Raw genomic sequence first — 22,755 nt, 5'->3', positions numbered from 1 at the left:
CCTGCTTGGTACTGGTTACCACCGTCAGGCACGCATCCGATGATCCGCGACACCTCCGCACAGGACCAGATCGTTTCCACCGCCCCGGCCGGCACCTCCCGCGCGGCCTGGCACCGCTATCGCTGGCCGGCGCTGGGTGCCATCGCGCTGCTGGCCGGCATCGGCTGGGCGGTACATGCCTGGTCCAATGCCAGCCGCTCCTTTGACAGCAGCCGCGTGCGCATCGCCGAAGTGAAGCGCGGCGACCTGGTGCGCGACATCGCCGCCGACGGTCGCGTGATCGCCGCCAACAGCCCGATCCTGTATGCCATCTCGGCCGGTACCGTGGACCTGAAGGTGGTCGCCGGTGACGTGGTCAAGAAGGGCCAGGAGCTGGCGATCATCGACAGCCCGGAACTGCGCAGCAAGCTGGCCCAGGAACAGGCAACGCTGGCCGGGCTGGAAGCCGAGGCCAGCCGCGCCGCGCTGGACGCCACCCTGGCCCGCGCCAAGTCGCGCAAGGAAACCGACCAAGCCACCATCGAGCGTCAGGCCGCCGACCGTGACCTGCAGCGCTACCAGCGCGGCTACGACGGCGGCGCGGTACCGCAGATCGACCTGGCCAAGGCCAAGGATTCGCTGAAGAAAGCCGACATCGCCCTGGCGAACGCCACCACCGATGCGCGCCTGCAGAGCCAGGGCGCCGACTTGGATGCCCGCAACAAGCGCCTGCTGGCCGACCGCCAGAAAGCTGTGGTGGCCGAAGTGCAGCGCCAGGTCGATGCGCTGACGCTGCGCGCGCCCTTCGATGGCCAGGTTGGCCAGGTGCAGGCCGTGCAGTCCACCAACCTGGCCGCCAACGCGCCGGTGCTGGGCGTAGTCGACCTGTCCAAGTTCGAGGTCGAGATCAAGGTGCCGGAGAGCTTCGCCCGCGACCTGGCGATCGGCATGCCGGCCCAGCTGACCGGTGGCAACGGCCAGCCGTTCCCGGGCGAGATCAGCGCGGTATCGCCGGAAGTGGTCAACGGCGAGGTCAACGCCCGCGTGCGCTTTGCCAGCGCGCAGCCGGAAGGCCTGCGCCAGAGCCAGCGGATGTCGGTGCGCGTGCTGCTCGATACCCGCAGGAACGTGCTGAAGGTCGAGCGCGGCCCGTTCGTCGAACAGGGCAACGGCATGGCCTACGTGATGGATGGCCGCACCGCCGTGCGCCGTCCGGTGGAACTGGGCGTCAGCAGCCTGGGCGAAGTGGAAATCAAGTCGGGTGTGCAGCCAGGCGACCGCATCGTGGTCTCCGGCAGCGACCTGTTCAAGGACGCCGAACGCGTCTCCGTCAACTGACACCTGAAACCTGAATCCTGGAGAGAGGACACCCCATGTACATGCTCGAAATGCGTTCGGTCGCCAAGGTCTTCCGTACCGAACAGGTGGAGACCCACGCTCTGCGCTCGCTGGAACTGCAGGTCAAGGAAGGCGAGTTCGTCGCCGTCACCGGCCCGTCCGGTTCCGGCAAGACCACGTTCCTCAACATCGCCGGCCTGCTGGAAACCTTCACCAGTGGTACCTACCTGCTGGACGGGCAGGATGTGAGCACGCTGGGCGACGACGCACGCAGCCGCCTGCGCAACCAGAAGATCGGCTTCATCTTCCAGGGCTTCAACCTGATTCCCGATCTGAATCTGTTCGACAACGTCGACGTACCGTTGCGCTATCGGAAGATGAGCGCCAACGAGCGCCGCGAGCGCATCGAGAAGGCGCTGACCCAGGTCGGCCTGGGTTCGCGCATGAAGCACTACCCGAATGAGCTGTCCGGCGGCCAGCAGCAGCGCGCGGCCATCGCACGCGCCCTGGCCGGCAGCCCGCGCCTGCTGCTGGCCGACGAACCGACCGGCAACCTGGATACGCAGATGGCGCGCGGCGTGATGGAACTGCTGGAGGAGATCAACGCCGCCGGCACCACCATCGTGATGGTCACCCATGATCCGGAACTGGCCGCGCGTGCGCAGCGCAACGTGCACATCGTCGATGGCCAGGTCACCGACCTGGTGCGCGAACCGGTGCTGGCCACCCCGCCGCGCCACATCGTCGCCGTCAACGAGTGAGGGGCCGGCCATGTTCGCCTACTACGCCCGACTGGCGGTGCGCAGCTTCCGCCGCAACAAGGTCCTGACCGCGCTGATGGTGGTGGCCATCGCCCTCGGCATCGGTGCCTCGATGACCACCCTGACCGTGTTCCATGTGCTGTCCGGTGACCCGATTCCCGGCAAGAGCGACCGGCTGTTCTACGTGCAGCTCGATGCCGCGACCGGCGCCTATGTCGCGGGCGAGGAACCGGAAACCCAGTTGACCCGCTTCGACGGTGAAGCGCTGCTGCGCGAGGCCAAGGGCGAGCGCCAGGCGCTGATGAGCGGCGGCGGCGGCACCATCGAACCGGACAACAGCACCCTCAAGCCCTTCAGCATCGACACCCGCTGGACCTCGGCCGATTTCTTCCCGATGTTCGAGGTGCCGATGCAGTACGGCCGCCCCTGGACGCGCGAGGACGATGAAGGCCGCGCACGCGTGGTGGTCATCTCCAAGGCGCTCAACGACAAGCTGTACCAGGGCGCCAACAGCGTGGGCCGCGACCTGCGCATGGAAGGCCAGAGTTACCGCATCGTCGGCGTGATGAAGGAATGGAGCCCGGAGCCGCACTTCTACGACCTGACCACCGGCAGCTACGGCAAGAACGAAGACCTGCTGCTGCCGATCTCCACCTCGTTCGACCTGAAGCTGGGCAGCAACGGCAACATGAACTGCTTCGGCGAGAATCCCGATGGCAACAGCTACTCGCTCAACGCGCCCTGCGCGTGGCTGCAGTACTGGGTGGAGATGGACCCGGCCAAGGCCACCGACTACCGCCGCTACCTGGAGAACTATTCGAGCCAGCAGCGCCAGGCCGGCCGCTTCAAGCACCCGCCGAACGTGCGCCTGCGCACCGTGATGGAATGGCTGGACTTCAACGGCGCGGTGCCCAGCGACGTGCGCCTGCAGCTGTGGCTGGCACTGGGTTTCCTGGGTGTCTGCCTGGTCAACACGGTGGGCCTGCTGCTGGCCAAGTTCCTGCGCCGCAGTGGAGAGATCGGCGTGCGCCGCGCACTCGGTGCCAGCCGTGGCCAGATCTTCCTGCAGTGCCTGGTGGAAGCCGGCGCGGTCGGCGTGGTCGGGGGCGTGCTGGGCATCGGCCTGGCCCTGCTCGGCCTGTTCGCGGTGCGCCAGCAACCGGTGGAGTACGCAAAGCTGGCCCACTTGGACGGCAACATGCTGCTGCTCGCGCTGGGCCTGACCCTGTTCGCCAGCCTTGCCGCCGGTTTCCTGCCTGCCTGGCGCGCCATGCAGGTCACTCCGGCCATCCAGCTCAAGTCGCAGTAAGCAACCGAACGAGGACTCCCATGGACATCCGCCCCATCCTCAGCACGCTGCGCCGGCACAAGACTGCCGCTGCCCTGATCGTGCTGGAAGTCGCACTGACCTGCGCCATCGTCTGCAACGCGCTGTTCCTGGTCAGCCAGCGCGTGGAGAAGATCAGCATGCCCAGCGGCATCGCCGAGAACGAACTGGTGATGCTCCGCGTCAGCGGCATCGGCAAGCAGACCGATGCCATGGCCCGCACCCGTGAGGACCTGGCGTCATTGCGTGCGCTTCCCGGCGTCAGCAACGTCACCATCATCAACCAGGTGCCTTTCCGCAACGGCTCGTCCAGCAGCAGCATCTCGCGGGAGATCGACCAGGAACGGCCGACCACCAACGCTTCGATGTACACCCTGTCCGAGAACGGGCTGGCCACGATGGGCATCAACCTGATCGCCGGCCGCGATTTCCTGCCCGGCGAGTACCAGAACTTCGAAGACGCCAGCAAGGGGGGCGCCAAGGAAAACGCCATCCCGGTCATCCTCACCCAGGCCACAGCCGCCAAGATGGAACCCAACGGCAGCGCGCTGGGCAAGACCTACTACATGGGCAAGCAGCCGCTGCACGTGGTCGGCATCGTCGACACGCTCAGCACGCCCAACGGCTGGAATGACAACTGGACGAACTCCATGCTGCTGCCCATGCGGCGCACCTTCGACGAGGGTGGCACCTATGTGCTGCGCACTTCGCCGGAACGCCGCCAGGAGGTGCTTGATGCGGGGGCTGCTGTACTGGAGCGCAACGACCCCAACCGGCTGATGCGCGACAAGCTGACCTATGAAGACCAGCGCAAGGACTTCTTCAAGAACGACCGCGCGATGGTTGGCCTGCTGATCACCGTCAGCGTCTCGCTGCTGGTGGTCACCGCACTGGGCATCATCGGCCTGGCCAGCTTCTGGGTGCAGCAGCGCAGCAAGCAGATCGGCATTCGCCGCGCACTCGGTGCCACCCGCGGGCAGATCCTGCGCTACTTCCAGACCGAGAACTTCCTGCTGGCCTCGCTGGGCATCGTGCTGGGCATGCTGGCGGCCTACGCGATCAATCTGGCACTGATGAACCTGTACGAGCTGCCACGCATGCCCCTGTACTACCTGCCGCTGGGCGCGCTGCTGCTGTGGGTGCTGGGCCAGGTCGCGGTATTCGGGCCGGCCCGGCGCGCGGCAGCGGTCCCGCCCGCAGTTGCCACGCGGGGCGCGTGAGATGCGTGCCTGCCGGATGCTGTTGATGGCACTGCTGCCACTGCCGGCGCTGGCCGGCGGTGGCAGCTCGCAGACGCTGGAATGGCGCCAGGATGATGCCCGCCTGGCGCTGCGCTCGACCGAGGGCCAGGTACGGGTGGAAGCCGCGCGTCCGGAAGCCCGCTTCGGCGTGCGCAGCGGCGACCGCATCCTGCGCCTGGACGATACGGCTGTGCGGCGGATCGAGCATCTTGCCGATGCGCTGCGGCATTCCAGTGCCCCGACTGCGTACCTGTTGCTGCGCCGCGACAAACGCGAGCTCACCGTCCCGGTGGACGCCACCTCGTGGCGGCTGGCGCTGGCCACTCCGCCACCGCCGGCACCACCGCCTCCACCAGCGCGGCACTGAAACCAGCCTGCCCTCGTCGCCACGGCTTTGGCTATGCTTGATGGGTGGCGCCGGGCTCTCCCGGCGTATGGATACGAACACGGCTCCATCGGCGCCGCCCATCCCTTTCTGCAGAACTGCTTGATGCCTTCGATCCTGATCATCGACGACAACGCCAGCGTGGGCACCGCGCTGGACGTGCTGTTCTCCCTGCATGACATCGGCACCCTGCAGGCGCAGAGCCCGGCCGAAGGGCTGGCCCTGCTCGAGTCGCAGCCGGTCGATCTGGTGATCCAGGACATGAATTTCAGCGAGGACACCACCTCCGGCGAGGAGGGCGAAGCGCTGTTCGCACAGATCCGCGCGCGCCACCCGGACCTGCCGGTGATCCTGCTCACCGCCTGGACCCACCTGAGCAGCGCGGTGGACCTGGTCAAGGCCGGTGCCGCCGACTACCTGGCCAAGCCGTGGGACGACCGCAAGCTGCTGACCACGGTCAACAACCTGCTCGAGCTGTCCGAGGCGCGGCGCGAGCTGGACCGGCGGCGCGCGCGTGAGCTGCGGCAGCGCAACGCGCTGGAAGAGAAGTACAAGCTCTGTGGCGCGGTCTTTGCAGATCCGGCCAGCGAGCGCGTCATCGCGCTCGCCTGCCAGGTCGCGCGCTCGGAGCTGCCCGTGCTGATCACCGGCCCCAACGGCGCCGGCAAGGAAAAGATCGCGCAGATCATCCAGGCCAACTCGCTGGTGGCCAAGGGCCCGTTCATCACGGTCAACTGCGGCGCATTGCCGTCGGAACTGATCGAGGCCGAACTGTTCGGCGCCGAGGCCGGTGCGTACACCGGCGCCAACAAGGCACGCGAAGGCAAGTTCGAGGCCGCCGATGGTGGCACCCTGTTCCTGGATGAGATCGGCAACCTGTCGCTGGGCGGGCAGATGAAGCTGCTGCGTGTGCTGGAAACCGGCCGCTTCGAGCGTCTTGGCTCCAATCGCGAGCGCCAGGTCAAAGTCCGCGTGGTCAGTGCGACCAATGCCGACCTGCCGGCGATGATCCGCGACGGCACCTTCCGCGAAGACCTGTACTACCGCCTCAATACGGTGGAACTGGTACTGCCACCATTGGCCGAACGCCCGGGCGACATCGTGCCGCTGGCCGAGCGCTTCCTGACCGCCGGCAAGCCGCTGTCCAGCGCCGCCACCGCGGCCCTGCAACGGCATCCCTGGCCCGGCAACGTGCGCGAACTGCGCAACGTGATCCAGCGCGCCGAGCTGCTGGCGACCGGCAACCGCATCGAAGTGGCCGACCTGAACCTGCCGCGTGCCGCACCAGCTTCGCGACCGGCACCCGGTGCCGGCAATGATCCTGACCGTGCGCGCATCGAGGATGTGCTGGCGCGCAACCACGGCGTCATCGCCCAGGCCGCCGCCGAACTCGGCCTGAGCCGCCAGGCGCTGTACCGGCGCATGGACCGGCACGGCATCCCACGCGAATGAAGCGGCGTTCGTTCACCTTCCGCCTGTTCCTGCGCCTGCTGCCGGTGCTGGCGCTGGCCGCCGCGTTGCCGTGGCTGCTGGCGTACTGGATGGACCATGGCTGGGTTGTGACCACCGTGTCGGCACTGATCCTGCTGTCGCTGATGTGGTGGACGCTGCGCCGTGCCACCGCCCCCGTGCGGTCACTGATGCGGGCCCTGGCGGGCACCACCAGCAGCTATCGCGACGGCGAATACAACTTCGGCGTGCACTGGCCCGGCAATGACGAGCTCGGCGACCTGGTGCAGGCACACCGCGAACTGGGTGATGTACTGCGTGCACAGCGGCAGGGCCTGGTGCAACGCGAACTGCTGCTGGACACAATGGTGCAGAACACGCCGGTGGCCATGCTGCTGATCGCCTCCGGCGGCGATGGCATCGCCCGCGTGGTGTTCTCCAACTTGGCCGCGCGCAAGTTGCTGCATGGCGGCTGGAAGCTGGAAGGACAGCGCCTGGAGGACGTGCTGGAACAGGTGCCGGTGGAACTGCGCGATGCCATCGCCCGCGGCGGCGACAGCCTGTTCGCGGTGCATGCGGAAGGCGAAGACAGCGACGAGGATGACGAACAGGTCTATCACCTCTCACGTCGTTCTTTCCACCTCAATGGCCGTCCGCACGACCTGTTGCTGGTACGCCTGCTCACCGCCGAGCTGCGCCGCCAGGAAGTGCAGACGTGGAAGAAGGTGATCCGGGTGATCAGCCACGAGCTCAACAACTCGCTGGCACCAATCGCCTCGCTGGCCCATTCCGGCGGCGTGCTGGTGCAGCGCGAGCGCTTCGATCGGCTACCGGAGATCTTCACCACCATCGAAGACCGGGCGCGCCATCTGGAAGGTTTCATTCGCGGCTATGCGCGTTTTGCCAAGCTGCCGCAGCCGCAGTTGCAGACCGTGCACTGGGCCCCCTTCCTGTCCAGCCTGCGCCAGCAGATTCCGTTCACCATGGAGCGCGAGCCGGACGAGGAACTGAGCAGCCGCATCGACATCGCGCAGTTTGGGCAGGCGTTGTTGAACCTGTTGAAGAACGCGCATGAGGCCGGCGCCGAAGCCGATCCGCCCAATGATGACGTGCAGGTGCAGCTGACGCGGTTGCCGCAATGGCTGCGCCTGGATGTGCTGGACCGTGGCAAGGGCATGAACGAGCAGGTGCTGCAGAACGCGCTGATGCCGTTCTATTCCACCAAGCGCAACGGCACCGGGCTGGGGCTGGCGTTGACCCGCGAGATCGTGGAGGCGCACGGCGGGCGTGTGTCACTGCAGAATCGTGGCGATGGCGGGTTGTGCGTCTCGATCCTGCTGCCGGTGGGGTGAGTTGCCGACTTGGCTCGGTCTGCCAGTAGATCCACGCCATGCGTGGATGTGCCGACCAGGGTCGGCACCTACCAGACCCGCCGCATCGCCACCCGCAGGTGCATCGGAAACCCGAGCGCAGCCTCTTCGGCCATCACCGACTGCAGCCCGGCACCCCACTCCGCCTCCGGCACTTCAACGAATCCTTCGCTGGCATAGAAAGGCGCATTCCACGGTACGTCGATCAACGTTGTCAGCACCGCTGACGCGTAGCCGTCGGCCCTGGCCTGTGCCAACGCATGGCGCAACAACGCGCGGCCATGGCCTTGCCGCCCGTGTGCAGGATCCACATCCATCTGCAGCACATGGAACTCACCTGCCAATTCTCCCGCCAGCACGTAGCCGGCAATGCCACCGCCGGCCGCATCCACCACCCACAGCTGCCCGCGCTCAAGGCCGTACTGCAGTGTCGCCAGGTCCAGGCCGTGGCCGGCGAACACCCGATAGGCTTCGTGGTCCCTGAGCAGTTCGCCAGCCCGCTGTTCAATGCCCGGCAGCAGGCCGAGCTCGTCGGCGTGCGGAATGCGTGCCTCAGGCCTTCTTGAGCGGGCGCTTCCAGCCATCGATGGTTTCCTGCCGTGCACGTGCCAGTGTCAACTTGCCATCAGGCGCGTTGCGGGTAATGACCGAGCCGGCGGCGATGGTCGCGCCTTCGCCGATCAGTACCGGCGCGACCAGCGAACTGTTGGAGCCAATGAATGCGTTGTCGCCGATGGTGGTGGTCGACTTGTTTACGCCGTCATAGTTGCAGGTGATGGTTCCTGCACCGATGTTGACCTTGCTGCCGATCACCGCGTCGCCCAGATAGGTGAGGTGGTTGGCCTTGCTGCCCACACCGAGGGTGACCTTCTTGGTCTCGACGAAGTTGCCGACGTGCACGCCATCGGCCAGCACGGTGCCCGGGCGCAGCCGTGCGAACGGGCCAATCTGCGCAGCGCCTTCGGTGACCACGCCGTCCAGATCACAGTGCGCACGCACTTCGGTGCCTGGCCCCAGGTTGACGTCCTTCAGCCTGTTGAACGGGCCTACGGTGACGCCGTCACCGAGCACGATGTTGCCTTCAAGGACAACGTCGACATCGATCAGCACATCGCTGCCCACGGTGACGGTGCCACGGATATCCAGGCGTGCCGGGTCGCGCACGCGCGCGCCCTGTGCGCACAGTGCACGCACCGCACGGCGCTGCCAGGCGCGCTCCAGCTGCGACAGCTGCCAGGGATCATTTGCCCCCTCGGCCTCCTGCGCATCGGCGACCAGCGCCATCTCGGCCGGGGTGTACTCGTTCGCGGCGAACGCGAACACGTCAGTGAGGTAATACTCGCCCTGGGCGTTGCTGTTGGACAGCTGCGACAGCCAGCGGCGCAGCGCGGTCGACTCGGCGGCGATGATGCCGGTATTGATCATGCGCACGCGCAGCTGGTCGTCAGTGGCGTCCTTCTGCTCGACGATGGAGCCGACCTTGCCCTCCGCATCGCGCAGCACGCGGCCGTAACCGGTCGGGTCATCGAGCTCGGCCACCAGCACGGACAAGCGGCCTGGCTGGGCCAGCAGGTGGCGCAACGTGTCCGCACGGATCAGCGGCACGTCGCCGTACAACACCAGCACCTGCGCCGCATCTGGCACTTCCGGCATCGCCTGCGCCACCGCATGGCCGGTGCCCAGCTGCTGCACCTGTTCGGCCCACTGCAGGTCGGGCTGGTCGGCGAAATACTGCCGCACCGCCTCGCCACCATGGCCATGGACCACGTGGATCGCCGTAGGCTGCAACTCGCGGGCCACATCGATCACATGCGCCAGCATCGGCTGGCCGGCGATCGGCTGCAGCACTTTCGGCAGCACCGACTTCATGCGCTTGCCCGCGCCAGCGGCGAGGATGATGACGTGCAGGGGTTGGGTCATGGAAAAGGCGGTCCGTGGTTCGTTGCAGATGATTCTAGAGCGTGGGCCGTTAACATGGGCATCCCGCCTCCTTCACCACGCTGATGGGCCTCGTCCGCCAGGGAAGCACCTATCTCGTCATCGGGCTCGTGCAGCTGCTGGTCGATTGGCTGGTGTTCGTGGCCGCCAGCGCGCTGGGCATGCCGGTCGCGCCGGCCAATATCACCGGCCGCTTCGCCGGCATGCTGCTGGGCTTCTGGCTCAACGGCCGCTACACCTTTGCCGAGGCCGGCACCCGCAAGCTGGGATGGAAGCGCTTTGCACGCTTCTTCGGGCTGTGGCTGCTGCTGACGGCAGCGAGCACGCTGCTGGTCAGCCTGGTCGACCAGGCGTTGGGCCTGCAGTACACGTGGCTGGCCAAGCCGCTGGTGGAAGGCGGGCTGGCCTGCGTGTCGTTCCTGTTGATGCGCTACGTGGTGTATCGCTGAGACGGGGCGGGATCCGGGATGCCGGATCGGGATCGGGATCGGCATCGGCATCGGCATCGGCATCGGTAGAGTCGACTGTCAGTCGACTGCGCTTCCATCAGGCCGCGAAATCCCGCGCTGCGCGCGGTAGTCGACTAACAGTCGACTCTACCCAGTCGGCGCTGCCCCGCCAGCACAAACAAGAACGCCGGCACGGGGCCGGCGTTCTCGTGGGTGCAGCGCGAATCTCAGTGCTTGAGATTCTTGCGCAGGCGCTCCAGCGCCTGCAGCTGGACGACGGCTTCGGCCAGCTTCTGCTGGGCTTCAGCCACTTCCATCGCTTCGCCGCGGTTGGCCAGGATGCGTTCGGCTTCTTCCTTGGCCTTGCGGACCGAGGCTTCGTCGATGTCCTGCGCGCGGATCGCGGTGTCGGCCAGCACGGTCACCACCTGCGGCTGCACTTCCAGGATACCGCCGGAAATGGCGAAATCCAGCTGCTCGCCGTTCGGCGTGGTCACCACCACCTTGCCCGGCTTCAGGCGGGTGATCAGCGGCGCGTGCTTGGGCGCGATGCCCAGTTCGCCCAGCTCACCGGTGGCCACGACCAGGGTCGCTTCGCCACGGAAGATTTCCTGCTCGGCGCTGACGATGTCGCAACGGATCGTGCTCATGCAAATCTCTTCGCTGTTCGCGGCGGCGCAATGCCACCGTGGGGGTCCACCGGCGCGGGCGGTTGCCCGGCGCCGGCGTCAGGTCGGGCAGGATCGCTCCCGCCCGTCCCGGATCAGGCCTTCTCGGCCATCTTCTTGGCCTTCTCGACCGCTTCTTCGATGCCGCCGACCATGTAGAACGCCTGCTCCGGCAGGTGGTCGTACTCGCCATCGACGATGGCCTTGAAGCCACGGATGGTGTCCTTCAGCGGCACGTACTTGCCCGGCGAACCGGTGAACACTTCGGCCACGTGGAACGGCTGGCTGAAGAAGCGCTCGATCTTACGGGCGCGCGACACGGCCTGCTTGTCCTCTTCGGACAGTTCGTCCATGCCCAGGATCGCGATGATGTCCTTCAGTTCCTTGTACTTCTGCAGGGTCTGCTGGACGCGCTGGGCGGTGTCGTAGTGCTCGTGGCCGATGACCAGCGGATCCATCTGGCGGCTGGTGGAGTCCAGCGGATCGACGGCCGGGTAGATACCCAGCGAGGCGATCGAACGCGACAGGGTGACGGTCGAGTCCAGGTGGGCGAAGGTGGTCGCCGGCGACGGGTCGGTCAGGTCGTCCGCGGGAACGTAGACGGCCTGGATCGAGGTGATCGAACCGTTCTTGGTCGAGGTGATGCGCTCCTGAAGGACGCCCATTTCCTCGGCCAGGGTCGGCTGGTAACCCACCGCGGACGGCATACGGCCCAGCAGTGCCGACACTTCGGTACCGGCCAGGGTGTAACGGTAGATGTTGTCGACGAACAGCAGGACGTCCTTGCCCTTGCCGTTTTCGTCCTTCTCGTCGCGGAAGTACTCGGCCATGGTCAGGCCGGTCAGCGCGACGCGCAGACGGTTGCCCGGCGGCTCGTTCATCTGGCCGTACACCATCGCCACCTTGTCCAGGACGTTGGAGTCCTTCATTTCGTGGTAGAAGTCGTTGCCCTCACGGGTACGCTCACCCACGCCGGCGAACACGGACAGGCCGCTGTGCGCCTTGGCGATGTTGTTGATCAGCTCCATCATGTTGACGGTCTTGCCGACGCCGGCGCCGCCGAACAGGCCGACCTTGCCGCCCTTGGCGAACGGGCACATCAGGTCGATGACCTTGATGCCGGTTTCCAGCAGCTCGGTGGCCGGGGACTGGTCTTCATACGACGGCGCAGCGCGGTGGATTTCCCAGTTATCGCTGGCAGCGACCGGGCCGGCTTCGTCGATCGGACGGCCCAGCACGTCCATGATGCGGCCCAGGGTGCCGGCGCCGACCGGCACCGAGATGCCACGGCCGGTGTTGACGGCAACCAGGTTGCGCTTCAGGCCGTCGGTGGAACCGAGGGCGATGGTACGCACCACGCCGTCACCCAGCTGCTGCTGGACTTCGAGGGTGATCTCGGTGTTTTCCACCTTCAGTGCGTCGTACACCTTCGGCACCGATTCACGCGGGAATTCGACGTCGACGACCGCGCCGATGATCTGAACGATCTTGCCCTGACTCATTGCTGCATCCTCTAATGTGTGCTTTGAACGAACGCGGTCAGACTGCTGCCGCGCCGCCGACGATTTCGGAGATTTCCTGGGTGATCGCTGCCTGGCGCGCCTTGTTGTAGACGAGCTGCAGGGTGCCGATCAGCTTGTTGGCGTTGTCGCTCGCCGCCTTCATCGCAACCATGCGTGCGGCATGCTCGGAGGCGACGTTTTCCAGCAGTGCCTGGTACACCAGCGACTCGATGTAACGCGTCATCACGTGCTCCAGCACGGTCGCGGCATCGGGTTCGTACAGGTAATCCCAGTCGTGGTGAGCGACCTGCTTCTCAGCCGGCGGCAGCGGCAGCAGCTGATCGAAGCTGGCCTTCTGCACCATGGTGTTCACGAAGCGGTTGTACACCAGGTACACGCGGTCGATCTTGCCTTCGGTGAAGGCGTCGAGCATGACCTTGATCACACCGATCAGCGATTCCAGCTTCGGCACGTCGCCGATGTGGGTCACGCTGCCGACCATGTTGACCTTCACGCGGCGGAAGAAGGTCGAAGCCTTCTGGCCGATGGTCACCAGGTCCACTTCGGCACCCTTGTCCTGCCATGCTTTGGCTTCGCCCAGCATCTTGCGGAACAGGTTGTTGTTCAGGCCGCCGGCCAGGCCGCGATCGGAGGAGATCACGATGAAACCGACCCGCTTGACCTGCTCGCGCTCGACCAGGAACGGATGCTGGTAGTCGGTGCTGGCCTGGGCCAGATGACCGATCACCTGCTTCATCGCCTGCGCGTACGGACGCGAGGTCTTCATCCGATCCTGCGCCTTGCGGATCTTGGAGGCCGAGACCATTTCCAGGGCGCGCGTCACCTTGCGGGTGTTCTGCACGCTCTTGATCTTGGTTTTGATTTCGCGTCCGCTTGCCATCTCTTGTTTCCCGTGGCGCGGGGCTGATGCCCCGCGTTGTTCAACCGTTTGTCATCTGGTCCAGCGGAGCCGGAGGCTCCGCTCTACAGGACCGCGATTACCAGCTGCCGGTGGTCTTGAACTCGGCGATGCCCTTCTTGAAGGCACCTTCGATGTCGTTGTCCCAACCGCCGGTGGCGTTGACCTTGCTGATCAGCTCGCCCTGGGTGTTGGCGAAGTGGGCGTGCAGGCCTTCTTCGAACGCCAGCAGCTTGTTGACCGGCACGTCGTCCAGGTAACCCTCGTTGACGGCGTAGATCGACAGCGCCTGGTTGGCGATCGACATCGGCGCGTACTGCTTCTGCTTCATCAGCTCGGTGACGCGCTGGCCACGCTCCAGCTGCTTGCGGGTCGCTTCGTCCAGGTCCGAGGCGAACTGCGCGAAGGCAGCCAGCTCACGGTACTGGGCCAGCGAGATACGGATACCGCCCGACAGCTTCTTGATGATCTTGGTCTGGGCCGAGCCACCGACGCGCGACACCGAGATACCGGCGTTCACGGCCGGGCGGATGCCGGCGTTGAACAGGTCGGTTTCCAGGAAGATCTGGCCGTCGGTGATCGAGATCACGTTGGTCGGAACGAACGCGGACACGTCGCCGGCCTGGGTTTCGATGATCGGCAGCGCGGTCAGCGAACCGGTCTTGCCGGTGACCTTACCTTCGGTGAACTTCTCGACGTACTCCTCGGACACGCGGGCAGCGCGCTCGAGCAGACGGGAGTGCAGGTAGAACACGTCACCCGGGTAGGCTTCGCGGCCCGGCGGGCGCTTCAGCAGCAGCGAGATCTGGCGGTAGGCGACGGCCTGCTTGGACAGATCGTCGTACACGATCAGCGCGTCTTCGCCGCGGTCCATGAAGTACTCACCCATGGTGCAGCCCGAGTAGGCGCTGATGTACTGCATGGCAGCCGATTCGGAAGCGGTCGCGGCCACCACGATGGTGTGGGCCAGCGCGCCGTTCTCTTCCAGCTTGCGCACGATGTTGGCGATGGTCGACGCCTTTTGGCCGATCGCAACGTACACGCACTTGATGCCGGTGCCCTTCTGGTTGATCACCGCATCGATCGCCATGGCGGTCTTGCCGGTCTGGCGGTCACCGATGATCAGCTCGCGCTGGCCACGGCCGATCGGGATCATCGAGTCGACCGACTTGTAACCGGTCTGCACCGGCTGGTCGACCGACTTGCGCCAGATCACGCCCGGAGCAACGCGCTCCACCGGAGCGGTCAGGTCGGTGCCCAGCGGGCCCTTGCCGTCGATCGGCTCGCCCAGCGCGTTCACGACGCGGCCCAGCAGTTCCGGACCGACCGGCACTTCCAGGATGCGACCGGTAGTCTTGGCGACGTCGCCTTCGCGCAGGTGCTCGTAGTCACCCAGGACCACGGCGCCGACCGAGTCGCGCTCCAGGTTCAGGGCCAGTGCGAAGGTGTTGTTCGGCAGTTCGATCATTTCGCCCTGCATCACGTCGGCCAGACCGAAGATGCGCACGATGCCGTCGGACACGCTGGTCACGGTGCCTTCGTTGCGCGATTCCGCGGCCAGCTTGACCTTCTCGATGCGGTTCTTGATCAGTTCGCTGATTTCGGAGGGGTTGAGCGTGGTTGCCATCGTCAAGTCCTAGTGCCGGCAGCGGGGCCGGACGTTAAATGAATTCAGTTAGCGAGCGCGGTCTGCAGACGGGCCAGCTTGCCCTTCAGCGAACCATCGATGACCACGTCGCCGGCGTCGATCACGGCGCCGCCGATCAGCGAGGCATCGACCGCGGTGGTCACGTCGACCTCGCGGTTGAAGCGCTTGCGCAGCGCGACCTTGATCGCATCCAGCTCAGCGGCCGACAGTTCGGCGGCCGAGGTGACGGTGGCCTTGACCACGTGCTCGGCTTCGGCGCGCAGGGCGTCGAACATGCCGGCGATTTCCGGCAGCAGCGGCAGACGGTGCGACTCGGCCAGGACGGCCAGGAAGCGCGAGTAGGTCTCGCCGTGCGACACCGGCGCCAGCAGGGCGACGGCGTCGTCACGACCCAGCTCCGGGTTGGCGAGCAGGGCCGCCACGCGCGGGTCGGCGGCGACGTGGGCGGAGAACGCCAGGGCGTCCGACCACGGCGCGAACGCGCCTTCGTCGCGCGCGGTCGCGAACGCGGCGCGGGCGTACGGGCGGGCAAGCGTGAGGGCCTGGCTCATCCTTAGATCTCCGAGGCCAGCTCGTCGAGCAGCGCCTTGTGGGCGTTGGCATCGATTTCGCGCTTGAGCAGCTTTTCGGCACCGGTCACGGCCAGCGCGGACACCTGCTTGCGCAGATCTTCACGGGCACGGTTGGCGGCGGCGTCGATTTCAGCCTGGGCCAGTTCCTTCTGACGGGTGGCTTCGGTGATCGCTTCGTTACGGGCAGCATCAACGATCTGGTTGGCACGCGCGTGGGCCTGATCGATGATCTCGTTGGCCTTGGTGCGGGCTTCCTTCAGCGCTTCGTTGACCTTCTCCTGCGCCTGGGCCAGATCTTTCTGGCTGCGGTCGGCAGCAGCGAGGCCCTCAGCAATCTTCTGCTGGCGCTCCTCGATCGCGTTCATCAGCGGCGGCCAGATCTTGGTCGCGATGATCCAGATCAGACCAGCGAAGGCCAGCGCCTGCGCAAGAAGGGTGAAATTGATATTCATGGTTAGCTCGATCGCTGGTTTCGGGGTGGACGCGCCGCCGTAGCGGCACATCCGGCCTTCATCCGAAACCGGGTGCATCAGCACCCGGTCGTCTCAAACCGCTGTATCAGCCGGCCAGAGCCTTGGTGACGGCGCCAGCGAAGGCAGCCGACAGCGGGTTGGCGAAGGCCAGCAGCAGGCCAACGGCGACCGAGATGATGAACGCGGCGTCGATCAGGCCGGCGGTGATGAACATGCGGACCTGCAGGACCGGGATCAGTTCCGGCTGGCGGGGGGCCGACTCCAGGAACTTACCAGCCATGATGGCCAGACCCAGACCGGCGCCCAGCGCGGCCAGGCCGATCATGATGCCGACGGCAAGGGCGGTGGAGCTCTGAATCTGCGCGAAGTTGGTCAGGACGGCGAAGTACATGGTTATCTCCAGGAACTTAAGTTGCTAAGGGTGATGAAACGGATGAAGGTTGAAACGCGTTGAAGCTTGAAACTCAGTGAGCGTCTTCCGACAGGCTCAGGTACACGATCGACAGCATCATGAAGATGAAGGCCTGCAGCGGGATCACCAGCAGGTGGAACAGCATCCAGCCGAGGCCGAACACACCACCGGCAATGGCACCGAAGAATCCGGCACCACCCAGCACCCAGATCAGCAGGAACACGATTTCGCCGCCGAACATGTTGCCGAACAGTCGCATCGCCAGCGAGATCGGCTTGCTCAGCCACTCGACGATGTTGAGGATCAGGTTGAACGGCATCATCCACTTGCCGAACGGCGCCGTCAGGAATTCCTTGATGAAGCCGCCCAGGCCCTTGGACTTGAGCGCGAAGAACAGCATCAGGAAGAACACGCTGATGGCCATGCCCAGGGTGGCGTTGACGTCAGCGGTCGGGACCGGCTTCCAGTAGTGCACGCCCGCCCATTCCAGCGGCTTGGCGATGAAATCGGCCGGGATCATCTTCAGCAGATTCATCAGCAGAATCCAGAAGAAGATCGTGATGGCGATCGGCGTGACCAGCTTGCTCTTGCCGTGGTAGGTGTCCTTGGCCTGGCGGTCGACGAACTCCAGGCAGATCTCGACGAAGGCCTGCCACTTGCCCGGCACGCCGGCGGTGGCCTTGCGGGTCCCCAGCCAGAACGCGACCACGATCACCAGGCCCATCAGGACGGCGGTGAGGAAGGTATCGACGTGGATATGCCAGAACATACCCTCACCCTTGCCGACCGGCGCGGTCAGGTTGTGCAGGTGATGCTGGATGTAGCTGGTAGGGGTTAGAGCCTCGCCCGCCATGTGTCCGGAACCTTCAGTTAATTGAATTCTGTCAACGCCTGGCCATCGCCAGGACCTGGAACATCAAGCCGACGGCGATACCGGCCAACAGCGCCAATGCAGGCAGCTTGAAGACCAGGAACCCCACCAGCAGGACGCCGAAAACCACGACCCACTTGGCCACGATCGCAATGATCAGGCGAGCCATCGCCGATCCTGCGGCCACCGCACCGCCCCCCAGCGCCATCCTTGCCGCCACCCAGCCACCGGCCGAAATGGCCACACCGGACGCCAGCGCGCCGAGGGCATATTTCGGACCCACCAGCAGGAAGGCCAGGGCCAGGACAGCGACCGCGGCCAGCGGGTAGACCGCGGCGCGCAGCATCAGTCGCCGACCCGCGTCAACGGAGTTCAGCACAGGACGTCCCGCGTGGTTGCATGTGGAGGGTTGAGGCGGCTACAGCAGGGGGGGCCTCATCGAGCCGCCAAATTATAGCAATGGGACAATTTGCGAGACAACCGCTGCCTGTTCATCCCGGGAAGGCGCAAGTTGCGGTAACGGTTACATTTTTGCGTACCACCGGGGGGACAATGACGTCCGCACGATGTTGCACCGCAGTATTGAACTTTGGTCGCAGTCGACGGAACTTTCACCGGATGCGCCGGTCCGATTACTCGACCTGCCTGCAGCATCCTCGTCGGCTCCACCCCGCAGGTCCCACGATGGCCCCGAAGCCCGTCTCCGGGGCCATCTCTTTGCATCGTCGTGACAGCGCTGAATCGTGCACACGCCGTGGACCATACGTTCACGGATGGTGGACGGGCCCGTCCCGCACAGTGGTCTTCATTCTGATGAACCACTGCAAGGACTCTTCGATGCGCCCCGTACCCACTCTGCTCGCCCTCTCCCTGCTCGCTGCCGGCGCCTCGTTCGCCAATGCCGCCCACGCCGCCGAAGGCGACGACCGTTTTGCCCTGCGCCTGGGTGCGATGAACATCGACTCGGACAACACCCTCCGCGGCAACACCAACGTGGCCGGCCAGGACATCGGCTTCTCCGAGGACTTCAAGCTGGGTGGCAAGGAGTGGGAGCCGCGCATTGACGGCATGTTCCGCATCAGCGACCGCCAGCGCCTGCTGTTCAACTACTTCAAGTACGACAAGGACCGCCGCGAAACCCTCGGCCAGGACATCTCCTTCGGTGACGTCAGCGTGCCGTCCGGCAGCTTCGTCAAGGGCGAACTGAAGTACCAGGTGGCCAGCCTTGTCTATGACTACTCGGTGGTGGACACCGACACCTTCGACCTCGGCCTGCAGCTGGGTGCCGAGTACGCCAAGGTCAGCACCAAGGCCTACGCCGATCTGGGCACTGTCTATGAAGGCCAGTTCCTCAACGAGAAGACCGACGGCGTGGCGCCGGTGGTCGGTGCACGCTTGAGCTTCACCCCGTCCGAGAAGTGGATGATCACCCTGCAGGGCCAGTACCTCAACACGCGCTGGGGCAGCTTCGATGACTACAAGGGCGACCTGAGCCGCGCCAACGCCATCGTCGACTACCGCTTCACCAGGAACTTCGGCGTGTTCGCCGGCTACGACTGGTTCAAGCTTGATGCGGACAAGAAGGGCAGCGATGGCACCATCGGCCTGAAGCAGGAATTCAAGGGCCCGGTGGCCGGTATCAGCTTCGTGTTCTGACACCCGCCCCTTCCACGGCATTCTCTCTCCTGGCGCGGCCTCCGGAACATCGGGGCCGCGCTTTTTTGTTTGCACGGTCAAGCAGAAGCGGGTTGGTCGAGCGCGGGGGGAGAGGGGCTTACGTGCGAATGTCCCCCGGCGCCGGCCTGCGGCCGTCACCTCCTCCTTTACTTCGCACGCAAGCCCCTCTCCCCCCGCGTGTCAGGCATCCGGGCGGCTTTGGCACTGGCTCTTACTATCCGCAAGCCGAGCCGCTGCGTGGGTGGCAGGCGTTTGGACAAAGTAAAGGAGGAGGCGACCGCCGCAGGCGGGTGACGGGGGACATTTGTCCAAATGCCTGCCACCCGCGCGGCGGCCCGAACGCTCGCAATGAGAGTGATCGAGGCTCAACAAAAAAACCCCGGCAAACGCCGGGGCTTTTCATTTGGAACGGCGCGGGCGCCTTACTTCTTCTTCGGCATGTACAGATCGGTGATCGTGCCGTCGTAGATTTCCGACGCCATCGCCACCGACTCGCTCAGCGTCGGGTGGGCGTGGATGGTGTGGCCGATGTCCTCGGCTTCCGCACCCATCTCGATCGCCAGGCCGATCTCGGCCAGCAGGTCACCGGCATGCACGCCGACGATCGCGCCGCCGATGATGCGGTGGGTCTCCTCATCGAAGATCAGCTTGGTGAAGCCCTCGGTGCGACCGATGCCGATCGCGCGGCCGCTGGCGGCCCACGGGAACTTGGCCACGCCGACCTTCAGGCCCTTGGCCTTGGCTTCGGTCTCGGTCACGCCCACCCAGGCGATTTCCGGGTTGGTGTAGGCCACCGACGGAATCACACGGGCGACCCATTCCTTCTTGTGGCCAGCAGCCACTTCAGCAGCCAGCTTGCCTTCGTGCGTTGCCTTGTGCGCCAGCATCGGGTTGCCGACGATGTCGCCGATGGCAAAGATGTGCGGCACGTTGGTGCGCATCTGGCGATCCACCGGGATGAAGCCACGCTCGGTGACCTGCACGCCGGCCTTCTCGGCATCGATCTTCCTGCCGTTCGGCGAACGCCCGACGGCCACCAGCACGCGGTCGAAGGTGCCCTGCGCCAGCGCAGGCGCCTGGCCTTCCTCGGCAGCTTCAAAGGTCACGGTGATGCCCTTGGCATCGGCGGTGACGCCCGAGGCCTTGGTCTTCAGGTGGACTTCGATGCCCTGCTTCTTCAGGCGGTCGGCCAGCGGCTTGACCAGGTCCTTGTCGGCGCCCGGCATCAGCTGGTCCATGAACTCGACCACAGTGACCTTGCTGCCCAGTGCGCTGTACACGGTGGCCATTTCCAGGCCGATGATGCCGCCGCCGACGACCAGCAGCGAGCCCGGCACTTCGGCCAGCTCCAGCGCATCGGTGGAGTCCATCACGCGCGCGTCGTCCCACGGGAAGTTCGGCAGCTTCACCGCCTGCGAACCGGCAGCGATGATGCACTTCTGGAAGCGCAGCAGCTGGGTGCTGCCGTCAGCGGCGGTGATCTCCATCTCGTTGGCCGAGATGAACCTGCCGACGCCCTGCACGTTGCGGACCTTGCGCTGCTTGGCCATGCCGGCCAGGCCCTTGGTCAGCTGGTTGACGACCTTTTCCTTGTACTGGCGCAGCTTGTCCAGGGTGATGGTCGGCTTGCCGAACTCGACGCCGAAATCACCGGCATGGGCCACTTCGTCGATTACCGCGGCGGCGTGCAGCAGCGCCTTGGACGGAATGCAACCGACGTTGAGGCAGACGCCGCCGAGGCTGGCGTAGCGCTCGACCAGCACCGTATCCAGGCCGACGTCGGCGGCGCGGAAGGCGGCGGTGTAGCCGCCCGGGCCGGAGCCCAGCACGACCATTTCGCATTCGATGTCGGCCGGCTTGCCGCTGGACAGCGCCGGCTTCGGCGCAGCCGGTTCAGCCGGGGCGCGGTGCGATGGGGTCACCGGCGGCTTGCTGGCCGGAGCGGCCGCAGCCGGAGTCGGCGCAGCGGCCTTGGCCGGGGCTTCGGCGGCGCCTTCAGCGTCCAGCACCACGACCACGGCGCCTTCGGACAGGGTGTCGCCCAGCTTGACCTTGATTTCCTTGACCACGCCGGCAGCCGAGGACGGCACTTCCAGGGTGGCCTTGTCCGATTCCAGGGTCACCAGACCCTGATCCTTCTTCACCGTGTCGCCGACGGCGACCAACACTTCGATCACCGGCACATCGCTGTAATCGCCGATGTCGGGAACCTTGACTTCAATCGTGGCCATGGTGGGTTTTCCTCGTGCCCGACCGGCATGGCCGGTGGGCTGTCACTGCATCTGTTCACGCGGCCGCGCCAGGGGCCGCGGCCGCACGGTGGGGGCGAAGCGGTGCTTTACAGCAGCACGCGGCGCATGTCGGCCAGTACCTGGGACAGGTACGTGGTGAAGCGTGCGGCCAGGGCGCCGTCGATGACGCGGTGGTCGTAGCTCAGCGACAGCGGCAGCATCAGCTTCGGTGCGAATTCCTTGCCGTTCCAGACCGGCTGGATGGACGACTTGGAGACACCGAGGATGGCCACTTCCGGTGCATTGACGATCGGGGTGAACGCGGTGCCACCGATGCCGCCCAGCGAGCTGATCGAGAAGCAGCCGCCGCTCATGTCGGCCGGGCCGAGCTTGCCGTCGCGCGCCTTCTTGGCCAGTTCGCCGGTTTCCTGCGCGATCTGCACCACGCCCTTCTTGTCCACGTCGCGGATCACCGGCACGACCAGGCCGTTCGGCGTGTCGGCGGCGAAGCCGATGTGGAAGTACTTCTTCAGGGTCAGGTTTTCGCCGCTGGCATCGAGCGAGGCGTTGAATTCCGGGAACTTCTTCAGCGCCGCGGCGCTGGCCTTGATCAGGAAAGCAAGCATGGTCAGCTTGATGCCGGCCTTCTCGTTCTCCTTGTTCAGCGCCACGCGCAGCGCTTCCAGGTCGGTGATGTCGGCCTGGTCGAACTGGGTGACGTGCGGGATCATCGCCCAGTTGCGGGCCAGGTTCGCGCCGGAGATCTTCTTGATGCGCGACAGCGGCTGGACTTCGGTCTCGCCGAACTTGCTGAAGTCGACCTTCGGCCACGGCAGCAGGTTCAGGCCACCACCGGCAGCGACGGCAGCACCGCCGGCAGCCGGCACGCCACCGCTGAGCGCGGCCTTGACGAACTTCTGCACGTCAGCCTTGGTGATGCGGCCGCCCTTCTCGGTGCCGTTGATCTGCAGCAGGTCCACGCCCAGTTCGCGGGCGAACACACGCACCGCCGGGGTGGCATACGGCACCTTGGCCGGCAGCACGCCATCAGCGTTGAACTGCACCGGCGGGCTGGACGGGGTACCGGCCGAGGCGATCTCGCGGGCCGCAAGCTTGTCCGGCTGCGCCGGCACGGCGACCGGCTCGACCTTGGTGGCTGTCTCAGCGGCTGCAGGCGCGGCGGCAGCGGCGGCCTTGGTCGGTGCCGGCGCGGCAGCGCCCTCGGCCTCGATGATCGCAACCACATCGCCCTGCGACAGGTTGTCGCCGACCTTGACCTTGATCTCCTTGACCACACCGGCCACCGAGGACGGCACTTCCATGGTGGCCTTGTCGCTTTCCAGCGTGACCAGGCCCTGGTCCTTCTTGACCGTGTCGCCAACGGCGACCAGGACTTCGATGACCGGAATGCCGGCGTAGTCGCCGATGTCCGGCACCAGCGCTTCAACGGCACCACCGCTGGCAGCCGGGGCAGCTGCGGCCGGGGCAGCGGCCTTGGCCGGCGCCGGAGCGGCAGCCGCCGGCTTGGCGGCTTCCGCTTCGCCT

General features: G+C 65.8%; 22 protein-coding genes. 9 read left to right on the top strand and 13 right to left on the bottom strand.

All coding sequences use genetic code 11. The annotated features are described in order from the left end of the window. Window positions 1–39 precede the first annotated feature (39 nt). From BN1263_RS09070 to BN1263_RS09040, 7 genes are all read left to right on the top strand, one after another. Complete coding sequence (locus BN1263_RS09070) at window positions 40–1,317, top strand: efflux RND transporter periplasmic adaptor subunit (RefSeq protein ID WP_058980608.1); 1,278 nt, start codon at window positions 40–42, stop codon at window positions 1,315–1,317. 35 nt (window positions 1,318–1,352) lie between these two features. After that, complete coding sequence (locus tag BN1263_RS09065; RefSeq protein ID WP_014648484.1) at window positions 1,353–2,078, top strand: ABC transporter ATP-binding protein; 726 nt, start codon at window positions 1,353–1,355, stop codon at window positions 2,076–2,078. A gap of 10 nt (window positions 2,079–2,088) precedes the next feature. After that, window positions 2,089–3,387, top strand: a complete 1,299-nt coding sequence (locus BN1263_RS09060; protein WP_019660722.1) for an ABC transporter permease — start codon at window positions 2,089–2,091, stop codon at window positions 3,385–3,387. A gap of 20 nt (window positions 3,388–3,407) precedes the next feature. Beyond that, on the top strand, window positions 3,408–4,625 hold the full coding sequence (locus tag BN1263_RS09055) for an ABC transporter permease (RefSeq protein WP_019660723.1): 1,218 nt from the start codon (window positions 3,408–3,410) through the stop codon (window positions 4,623–4,625). A 16-nt stretch (window positions 4,626–4,641) separates the two neighbouring features. Beyond that, the gene (locus tag BN1263_RS09050; RefSeq protein ID WP_186008958.1) at window positions 4,642–5,013 is read left to right on the top strand and encodes a PDZ domain-containing protein; all 372 of its coding nucleotides are present in this window, start codon (window positions 4,642–4,644) and stop codon (window positions 5,011–5,013) included. Window positions 5,014–5,136: 123 nt separating this feature from the next. Continuing rightward, window positions 5,137–6,483, top strand: coding sequence for a sigma-54-dependent transcriptional regulator (locus BN1263_RS09045; protein ID WP_058980604.1), 1,347 nt, complete (start codon window positions 5,137–5,139; stop codon window positions 6,481–6,483). Then, window positions 6,480–7,832: a sensor histidine kinase gene (locus BN1263_RS09040; protein WP_019660726.1), complete on the top strand. Its 1,353-nt coding sequence runs from the start codon at window positions 6,480–6,482 to the stop codon at window positions 7,830–7,832. Before BN1263_RS09045 ends, BN1263_RS09040 begins: the two co-directional genes overlap by 4 nt. A gap of 68 nt (window positions 7,833–7,900) precedes the next feature. Here BN1263_RS09040 and BN1263_RS09035 read toward each other — a convergent pair whose 3' ends face one another. Both BN1263_RS09035 and glmU read right to left on the bottom strand, forming a co-directional pair. Continuing rightward, complete coding sequence (locus tag BN1263_RS09035; protein ID WP_058980602.1) at window positions 7,901–8,434, bottom strand: GNAT family N-acetyltransferase; 534 nt, start codon at window positions 8,432–8,434, stop codon at window positions 7,901–7,903. Further along, window positions 8,403–9,770: a bifunctional UDP-N-acetylglucosamine diphosphorylase/glucosamine-1-phosphate N-acetyltransferase GlmU gene (gene glmU, locus BN1263_RS09030; protein WP_058980601.1), complete on the bottom strand. Its 1,368-nt coding sequence runs from the start codon at window positions 9,768–9,770 to the stop codon at window positions 8,403–8,405. Before glmU ends, BN1263_RS09035 begins: the two co-directional genes overlap by 32 nt. Window positions 9,771–9,853: 83 nt before the next feature. Between glmU and BN1263_RS09025 the strand changes: the two genes are divergently transcribed. Then, window positions 9,854–10,237 (top strand): GtrA family protein, encoded by a 384-nt coding sequence (locus BN1263_RS09025; protein ID WP_058980599.1) that lies wholly within the window; start codon window positions 9,854–9,856, stop codon window positions 10,235–10,237. A 227-nt stretch (window positions 10,238–10,464) separates the two neighbouring features. Here the strand turns inward: BN1263_RS09025 and BN1263_RS09020 are convergent, their stop codons facing one another. The 9 genes from BN1263_RS09020 to BN1263_RS08980 form a co-directional block, all read right to left on the bottom strand. Continuing rightward, complete coding sequence (locus BN1263_RS09020; RefSeq protein WP_005419509.1) at window positions 10,465–10,887, bottom strand: F0F1 ATP synthase subunit epsilon; 423 nt, start codon at window positions 10,885–10,887, stop codon at window positions 10,465–10,467. A gap of 113 nt (window positions 10,888–11,000) precedes the next feature. Next, window positions 11,001–12,407, bottom strand: coding sequence for a F0F1 ATP synthase subunit beta (gene atpD / locus BN1263_RS09015; protein WP_005419510.1), 1,407 nt, complete (start codon window positions 12,405–12,407; stop codon window positions 11,001–11,003). A 37-nt stretch (window positions 12,408–12,444) separates the two neighbouring features. Next, the gene (gene atpG / locus BN1263_RS09010; RefSeq protein ID WP_005411129.1) at window positions 12,445–13,308 is read right to left on the bottom strand and encodes a F0F1 ATP synthase subunit gamma; all 864 of its coding nucleotides are present in this window, start codon (window positions 13,306–13,308) and stop codon (window positions 12,445–12,447) included. 97 nt (window positions 13,309–13,405) lie between these two features. Next, window positions 13,406–14,953 (bottom strand): F0F1 ATP synthase subunit alpha, encoded by a 1,548-nt coding sequence (atpA, locus tag BN1263_RS09005; RefSeq protein ID WP_005419511.1) that lies wholly within the window; start codon window positions 14,951–14,953, stop codon window positions 13,406–13,408. A gap of 44 nt (window positions 14,954–14,997) precedes the next feature. After that, complete coding sequence (locus BN1263_RS09000; RefSeq protein ID WP_019660730.1) at window positions 14,998–15,525, bottom strand: F0F1 ATP synthase subunit delta; 528 nt, start codon at window positions 15,523–15,525, stop codon at window positions 14,998–15,000. 2 nt (window positions 15,526–15,527) lie between these two features. After that, window positions 15,528–15,998: a F0F1 ATP synthase subunit B gene (locus BN1263_RS08995; RefSeq protein WP_005419512.1), complete on the bottom strand. Its 471-nt coding sequence runs from the start codon at window positions 15,996–15,998 to the stop codon at window positions 15,528–15,530. A gap of 106 nt (window positions 15,999–16,104) precedes the next feature. Beyond that, complete coding sequence (atpE, locus tag BN1263_RS08990) at window positions 16,105–16,410, bottom strand: F0F1 ATP synthase subunit C (RefSeq protein WP_058980597.1); 306 nt, start codon at window positions 16,408–16,410, stop codon at window positions 16,105–16,107. 73 nt (window positions 16,411–16,483) lie between these two features. Beyond that, on the bottom strand, window positions 16,484–17,284 hold the full coding sequence (gene atpB / locus BN1263_RS08985) for a F0F1 ATP synthase subunit A (protein WP_005411134.1): 801 nt from the start codon (window positions 17,282–17,284) through the stop codon (window positions 16,484–16,486). 31 nt (window positions 17,285–17,315) lie between these two features. Beyond that, complete coding sequence (locus BN1263_RS08980; RefSeq protein ID WP_014648497.1) at window positions 17,316–17,681, bottom strand: hypothetical protein; 366 nt, start codon at window positions 17,679–17,681, stop codon at window positions 17,316–17,318. 458 nt (window positions 17,682–18,139) lie between these two features. On the opposite strand from BN1263_RS08980, the gene BN1263_RS08975 reads away from it, so the two are divergent. Next, window positions 18,140–18,958, top strand: coding sequence for a hypothetical protein (locus BN1263_RS08975; protein ID WP_058980595.1), 819 nt, complete (start codon window positions 18,140–18,142; stop codon window positions 18,956–18,958). Between the two features lie 443 nt (window positions 18,959–19,401). Here BN1263_RS08975 and lpdA read toward each other — a convergent pair whose 3' ends face one another. After that, window positions 19,402–21,210: a dihydrolipoyl dehydrogenase gene (gene lpdA / locus BN1263_RS08970; protein ID WP_058980593.1), complete on the bottom strand. Its 1,809-nt coding sequence runs from the start codon at window positions 21,208–21,210 to the stop codon at window positions 19,402–19,404. Between the two features lie 107 nt (window positions 21,211–21,317). Continuing rightward, window positions 21,318–22,755, bottom strand: a 1,438-nt coding sequence (aceF, locus tag BN1263_RS08965; protein WP_058980591.1) for a dihydrolipoyllysine-residue acetyltransferase, incomplete at its 5' end; no start/stop codon positions are given.

Origin of the sequence: Stenotrophomonas thermophila, assembly GCF_001499715.1 — a bacterium.
GTDB classification, from domain to species: domain Bacteria; phylum Pseudomonadota; class Gammaproteobacteria; order Xanthomonadales; family Xanthomonadaceae; genus Stenotrophomonas; species Stenotrophomonas hibiscicola.
This window is presented reverse-complemented; position numbering and strand designations above follow the sequence as displayed.